The organism is Actinomadura logoneensis (genome assembly GCF_003428695.1).
In the GTDB taxonomy this organism is placed as follows: domain Bacteria; phylum Actinomycetota; class Actinomycetes; order Streptosporangiales; family Streptosporangiaceae; genus Spirillospora; species Spirillospora logoneensis.
In genome coordinates this window covers 22,285-28,860 of the sequence record NZ_QURH01000078.1, presented here as the reverse complement: position 1 = coordinate 28,860, position 6,576 = coordinate 22,285, and the positions used below count along the sequence as shown (strand labels likewise).

The following is a 6,576-nucleotide window of genomic DNA, read 5'->3' as shown; positions in this document are numbered from 1 at the left end:
GGCGCGGCGGCGCGGGCGGCGCGGACGACGCTGGACGGGGAGAGCGCCCCGGCGCCGTTCGGCCCGAGGCGCCCCGGGCAGCCCACCAGGTGACCGGCGGAGCGGGGGCCGTGGTGGCCCGGGGACGGCGCCGGTCGCGGCGTGAACCCGGTCCGACGGCCACGCGGGCGGGCGATCGGGCTGACGCTGGCGACCATGACGGTGTTCCCCTCTCAGGCGGCGGTCCTCTCGACCTGCCTCCAGCCTGGCCGAACGCGCGTCGAAGATCAGTAACGAGGCCATCCGACCCGGGGTGGTGCTATCACCACCCCGGGAACGGACAGTCGCTGCATGGCGGGCGGCTCGTCCCCGGGCCTACCGTTCTGCCCATGCTGTCCAGTTCCGTACCGCGGCGCGCCCTCACCCACGCGCCGTGGTCGCGGGCGACCTGGCGGGAGACCGTCTTCGTCGCCTCCGGGGTGCCCCTGCAGTTCGCCGGGTGGGCCGTGTTCGCGCTGCCGTGGACGCTGTGGCCAGCCGCGGACGTCATGGTCATCCTGATCTGGCTGGCCCTGCCGGTCCTCGGCGTCGCGCTGCTGGCGCACCCCCTCGCGGCGGCGCACCGCGAGCGCTGCTGGGCCGTGCTCGGCGTGGACGTCCCGCCGCTGCCGCGGGAGGAGGGCGCGTCCGCATGGGACGCGCTCCGCGACCTGCGCTCGCCCGAGCTGTGGCGGCTGATCCGCTACCACCTGGTGGTCGGGACGCTGGTCGGCCTGGCCGGGCTCGCGACGGTCGCGCTCTGGGCGGTCGGCTTGGCGCTGACGACCGTGGGCTCCTACGCCTGGGCGCTGCCGGCCGACAGCCCGCTGTCGCTGACCGGGCACGCCGTCCGCGTCGGAGCCCTCACGGCCGCCGGCGTCGCCCTCCTGCTGGCGACGCCCTACCTGGTCCACGGCGTCGTCCGCTGGGACGTCGGGGCGATCCGCTCGCTGCTCGGCCCGGACCCGACCAAGGAACTGCAGAAGCGCGTCGAGGACCTGGCCGAGAAGCGCGCCGACGTCGTGGACGCCGCCGACCTCGAACGCCGCCGCATCGAGCGCGACCTGCACGACGGCGTCCAGCAGCGGCTCGTCTCGCTCGCGATGAACCTCGGGCTGGCCCGCGAGACCCTCAAGGACCTGCCGCCCGAGGCGCTGCAGGTGATCGTCGAGGCGCACGAGGAGTCCAAGGAGATCCTCACCGACCTGCGGAACTTCATCCGCGGCCTGCACCCCGCCGTGCTGGAGGACCGGGGCCTGGACGCGGCGCTCTCCGGCATCGCGGCGCGCGTCCCCGTCCCGGTCCGGCTGGAGGTGGACGTGCCGCGCCGCGCGTCCTCCACGGTCGAGGCCGTCGCGTACTTCGTGGTGTCCGAGGCGCTCACCAACGTGGTCAAGCACGCGGACGCGTCGTCGGTGGACGTGCGCGTGCTGCGGCGCGGCGACGTGCTGCACGTGACGGTCGCCGACGACGGCCGGGGCGGCGCCTCGTTCGACCGCGGCACGGGACTGCGCGGGCTGGCCCGCCGGGTCAACTCGGTGGACGGTACCTTCCGGATCACCAGCCCCGAAGGGGGCCCCACCATCCTCACCGTGGAGTTGCCGTGCGCATTGTGATCGCCGAGGACTCGGTCCTGCTGCGAGCCGGGCTGATCAAGCTGCTGGAGACCTCGGGCTTCGAGGTCGCGGCGGCGGTCGGCGAGGCGGACGGCCTGCTCGCTGCCGTCGCCGAACACCGCCCGGACGCCGCCATCGTGGACGTCCGGATGCCGCCCGGCTTCACCGACGAGGGCGTCCGCGCCGCGCTCGTGCTCCGCAAGGAGTTCCCGGACGTGTCGGTCCTGCTGCTGTCGCAGTTCGTCGAGGAGCGGTACGCGGCCGACCTGCTCGCCACCAACACCAGCGGCGTCGGCTACCTCCTGAAGGACCGGGTCGCGGACGTGTCGGGCTTCCTGGACGCGCTGCGCCGGGTCGCCGCCGGCGGCACCGCCCTGGACCCCGAGGTCGTCTCCCAACTGCTGCTGCGCCGCAACAGCGACCCGCTCGAACGGCTCACCCCGCGCGAGCGCGAGGTGCTCGCGCTGATGGCGGAGGGCCGCTCGAACGCGGGCATCGCCGCCGGCCTGGTCGTGAGCGAGAGCGCCGTCGCCAAGCACATCAACAACATCTTCGCCAAGCTCGACCTCCCGCACGCCGAGGGCGACCACCGCCGGGTGCTCGCCGTCCTGCGCTTCCTGGACGGAGACTCCACATGACCGTCACCGACGACCCGCCGACCGCCGCGTCCCCGGACCCGGCCGCGGAGCGACCGCGCAGGCGCGGGCCGTGGCTCGTGCTGGCCGCTCTCACCGCGCTGTCCGTCACCGTCCCGATCGGGCTGGACGTCGCCGGGGTGCAGCTGGAGCGGTCGTCCGACACCTCCGTGGCGCTGCCGCCGCACGCGCTGCGGACCGTCGAGGTCGACGCCACATCCGCGGCGGTGACCGTCCGGGCGGCGGCGGGCGGCGGGCGAGTCCGGCTCCGCAAGGACCTGCACTGGACGCTGGCCCGGCCGCGCGTCCACACCGAGTGGCGCGGTGACACCCTGCGCCTGAAGGTGGCCTGCGGCGACGGGCCGGTCACGACGTTCGGCCTGTGCGACGCGGACGTGACGCTGAGCGTGCCGCCGAACGTCGCCGTGAAGGGGACGACGAACTCCGGGAGCCTGGCCGTGCGCGGCATGGCCGGGGACGTCGATCTCGTCGACCACTCCGGTTCCCTGGAACTCGAAGGACTGTCCGGGCCGGTGCGGGCGCGCGTCGGCAGCGGTTCCCTCCAGGGCGTACGGCTGAGCTCCGGGTCCGTGGAGGTCGCCACCGGTTCCGGCTCGATCGATCTGGCCTTCAGCAAGCCTCCGGGACGGGTCACCGCGCGCACCGGCTCCGGCTCCCTGGACCTGACCGTCCCGGCCGGCTCCCGCTACGCGATCACGGGCCACACGGGCTCCGGTTCGCCCAACATCGCGCAGGGCATCGCGGACTACTCGTCGCCGGACAGGCTCGACCTGACGGCCGGCTCCGGTTCTATCGACGTCCACTACTGACCGCGACCGCACACCCCACCGCGCCGCCGCCCCGCCGCCGCCCTGCCGTCGTCCGGCCGTCGTCCGGCCGTCCCGCCGCCGTCCGCTGCCCGACCGGGGTCCCGCCCCGTCCCACAGAGGGCGGACGGGGCGGGCCTGCCGGAGCGGCGGGCCTGCCGGGCGCGTCCCGGGTACCCGCTTCCGTGTGACCTGGGGCACGTTTGTGCAGGTAGTCGCGCTTTATCGATTTGCGTCCGGAGCGTCCTGCGGGTTTACTACCGGGCTATGACCGCCGTACGCCCGTGCCAGCCGCGCCGCCCGCAGACCATGCGGGTCATGGGGTGTATGTCCGCGTGTCGAATGTGTGACCGCTGAGGGCCCCCGCCGACCCCTGTCTCGCGCCCCGAAGCGAGCGACCTCCGACGATCCCCGTGACCGGAAGCCGCGTCTGCACATGATCATTCAACGCCACCTGCTGAGCCACGCGCCGTACCCGCCCGGCCGCGCCTGAGTCGCCGCCGCGTTCCCGGCGGCGCGCCGACCGAGGCCGTGACCGCGTGGACACCGCGTAAGCGACGGTGTGCCTCACGCATCCGCGACGGCATGTCCCGACGCCTCCGCGACCGCGTGAACCCGCACCCGTGACCGCCTGAGCGTGGATCCGTGACCGCCTGAGCGTGGATCCGTCCGCGTTCTCCACCGGCGGTCGGCGTTCACGACTCGCGTTCCACGGCCCGCCTCCGCCTCGCGGTTCGCGCTCGTGGGTTCCGCGCTCAGGTCCAGCGCTCCGGTTCCGCGTCCGCGATTCGCGATCGGCGTCCGGCGTCTTCGCTTCCCCCTGTCCGACCGTCCGACCCGCCCTGTCCCCGACCGTCCCTGTCCCGTTCCGCCGCCGCCCGCTCCGGTCGCGCTCGCCCGCACGGATGATTCCTGTGATCCAGATCGAGAAACTTCGGAAGACCTATCGGGCCCGAGGCCGCGAGCTGACCGCCGTCGACGGTGTCGACCTCGCCGTCCGCGAGGGCGAGATCTTCGGCGTCCTCGGCCGCTCCGGCGCGGGCAAGAGCACCCTGCTGCGCTGCGTCAACCTGCTGGAACGCCCCGACTCGGGGCGGATCACGGTGGCCGGCCGCGACCTGCTCTCGCTGTCCGGCGGCGAGCTGCGCGCGGCCCGGCAGGGCATCGGCATGATCCACCAGCACTTCGGCCTGCTGTCCAGCCGGACGGTGGCCGGGAACGTCGCGTTCCCGCTGGAGGTCATGGGCGTGCCCCGGGCCGAGCGCGCCGAGCGGGTGGCCGAGCTGCTCGACCTCGTCGGCCTCACCGAGCACGCCGGCGCGTACCCGGCGCAGATCTCCGGCGGCCAGAAGCAGCGCGTCGGGATCGCCCGGGCGCTCGCGGGCCGTCCCAAGGTGCTGCTGTCGGACGAGGCGACCTCCGCGCTCGACCCCGAGACGACCGCGTCGATCCTGGCGCTGCTGCGCGACCTGCGCGACCGGCTCGGGCTGACCGTCCTGCTCATCACGCACGAGATGGACGTGGTGAAGCGGATCTGCGACTCGGCCGCGATCATGCGCGACGGCCGGGTGGTGGAGTCCGGGACGGTCCGCGAGCTGCTGCTGCGGCCCGGCTCGGAACTGGCCCGGGACCTGTTCCCGCTGCCGGTCCCGGACGTCGGCCCCGGCCGGACGGTCGTGGACGTGACGTTCGAGGGCGAGGCCGCCGACCGGCCGTTCGTGTCGTCCCTCGCCCGCACCTACGCGATCGACGTGAACATCCTCGGCGGCGCGGTCGAGGAGGTCGGCGGGACCCGGATCGGGCGGCTGCGCATCGAGCTGCCCGGCGCGCCCGAGCTCAACGCCGCCCAGCTCGCGCACCTGCGCGACGCGGGCCTGACCGTCGAGGTCCACACGGCTCCCGGCACGGAGGTGGCGGCATGACCTGGGACGAGATCTGGTCGCTGCTGCGGCAGGGCACCGTCGAGACGCTCCAGATGACGGTCTGGGCCACCGCGATCACCGCCGTGCTGGGCGCGCTGCTCGGCCTCGCGCTGGTCGTCACCGACCGGCGCGGGCTGGCGCCGGTCCCGGCCGTCCACCACCTGCTCGGCCTGGTCGTGAACGTCGGCCGGTCCATCCCGTTCATCATCCTGCTGGTGGCGCTGCTGCCGTTCACCCGGGCGCTGGTCGGCACCACCATCGGCACCACCGCCGCGATCGTCCCGCTCGCGATCTCGGCCATCCCGTTCTACGCCCGCCTCGTGGAGACCTCGCTGCGCGAGGTCGACCCGGGCGTGGTCGACGCGGCCCGCGCGATGGGCGCCTCCCGCGTCCAGATCGCCTGGAAGGTACTGCTCCGCGAGGCCCGTCCGGGCCTGCTCGCGGGACTCACCGTCACCTTCGTCGCGCTGATCGGCTACTCGGCCATGGCCGGGGCGATCGGCGGCGGCGGCCTCGGCGACATCGCCATCCGCTACGGCTACCAGCGCTTCGAGAACACGGTGATGATCGCGGTCGTCGCGGTGATCGTCGTGCTGGTGCAGGTCGTCCAGCTGCTCGGCGACCGGCTCGTCCGGCGCCTCTCCCACCGCTAGTCACTCCAGAAGGGGGCACTCTTCGTGCTTCGTAAGATCACCGCCACCGTGGCCGCCGCCGGACTGCTGCTCGGCCTCGCCGCCTGCGGCTCCGGCAAGGACAAGGACACCCTCGTCGTCGGCGCGACGTCCGTGCCGCACGCCGAGATCCTCGACTACGTCAAGAAGAACCTGGCCGACAAGGCCGGGCTCAAGCTGGAGGTCAAGGAGTTCAGCAACTACGAGCAGCTGAACCCCGCCCTCAAGGACGGCCAGCTGGACGCCAACTACTTCCAGCACAAGCCGTACCTGGACGAGTCGAACGCCAAGCTCGGCACCAAGCTGGTGTTCGTCGCGGGCGTCCACCTGGAGCCGCTGGCCGTCTACTCCAAGAAGGTCAAGCAGCTCTCCGAGCTGAAGCAGGGCGCGACCGTGGCCGTGCCGTCCGACCCGTCCAACGAGGCGCGGGCGCTGAAGCTGCTGGCCGCCAACCAGCTCATCACGCTGAAGCCGGGCAGCGAGGAGAAGGCCACGCCGAAGGACGTCGCGTCCAACCCCAAGGGCATCAGGTTCAAGGAGACCGACGCCGCCGCGCTGCCGCGCCAGCTCGGTGACGTGGACGCCTCGGTGATCAACGGGAACTACGCGCTGGAGGCGAAGCTCGACCCGTCCAAGGAGGCGCTGGCGACCGAGTCGGCGCAGGGCAACCCGTACGTGAACGGCCTGGTGACGACCCCCGAGAAGAAGGACGACGAGAAGATCAAGAAGCTCGTCGAACTGCTCCGCGGCCCGGAGGTCAAGAAGTTCATCCAGGACGAGTACCACGGCTCGGTGCTCCCCGCCTGACCCTGACTCCTCCCTCGGTGGCCCCCGGACGCAACCGTCCGGGGGCCACTCCCTTTTGCCCGAAAGTCCGCCGCATTTCC

General features: G+C 73.1%; 6 protein-coding genes. All 6 read left to right on the top strand.

What is annotated here, in order from left to right; genetic code table 11:
* Nucleotides 1–368: 368 nt before the first annotated feature.
* Nucleotides 369–1,634 carry a sensor histidine kinase gene (locus DZF91_RS03810; protein WP_117356108.1) on the top strand — a complete coding sequence of 422 codons (1,266 nt, stop codon included), beginning with the start codon at nucleotides 369–371 and terminating at the stop codon, nucleotides 1,632–1,634.
* On the top strand, nucleotides 1,622–2,272 hold the full coding sequence (locus tag DZF91_RS03805; RefSeq protein ID WP_117356107.1) for a LuxR C-terminal-related transcriptional regulator: 651 nt from the start codon (nucleotides 1,622–1,624) through the stop codon (nucleotides 2,270–2,272). Before DZF91_RS03810 ends, DZF91_RS03805 begins: the two co-directional genes overlap by 13 nt.
* A complete protein-coding gene (locus DZF91_RS03800) occupies nucleotides 2,269–3,099 on the top strand; it encodes a DUF4097 family beta strand repeat-containing protein (RefSeq protein WP_117356106.1) in 831 nt (276 codons plus the stop codon). Before DZF91_RS03805 ends, DZF91_RS03800 begins: the two co-directional genes overlap by 4 nt.
* Before the next feature lie 911 nt (nucleotides 3,100–4,010).
* Nucleotides 4,011–5,018: a methionine ABC transporter ATP-binding protein gene (locus DZF91_RS03795; protein ID WP_199486389.1), complete on the top strand. Its 1,008-nt coding sequence runs from the start codon at nucleotides 4,011–4,013 to the stop codon at nucleotides 5,016–5,018.
* Entirely contained in the window at nucleotides 5,015–5,671 is a 657-nt protein-coding gene (locus tag DZF91_RS03790; protein WP_117356104.1) for a methionine ABC transporter permease, read from the top strand. Before DZF91_RS03795 ends, DZF91_RS03790 begins: the two co-directional genes overlap by 4 nt.
* Before the next feature lie 24 nt (nucleotides 5,672–5,695).
* Nucleotides 5,696–6,496 (top strand): MetQ/NlpA family ABC transporter substrate-binding protein, encoded by an 801-nt coding sequence (locus DZF91_RS03785; protein ID WP_117356103.1) that lies wholly within the window; start codon nucleotides 5,696–5,698, stop codon nucleotides 6,494–6,496.
* Nucleotides 6,497–6,576: the final 80 nt, after the last annotated feature.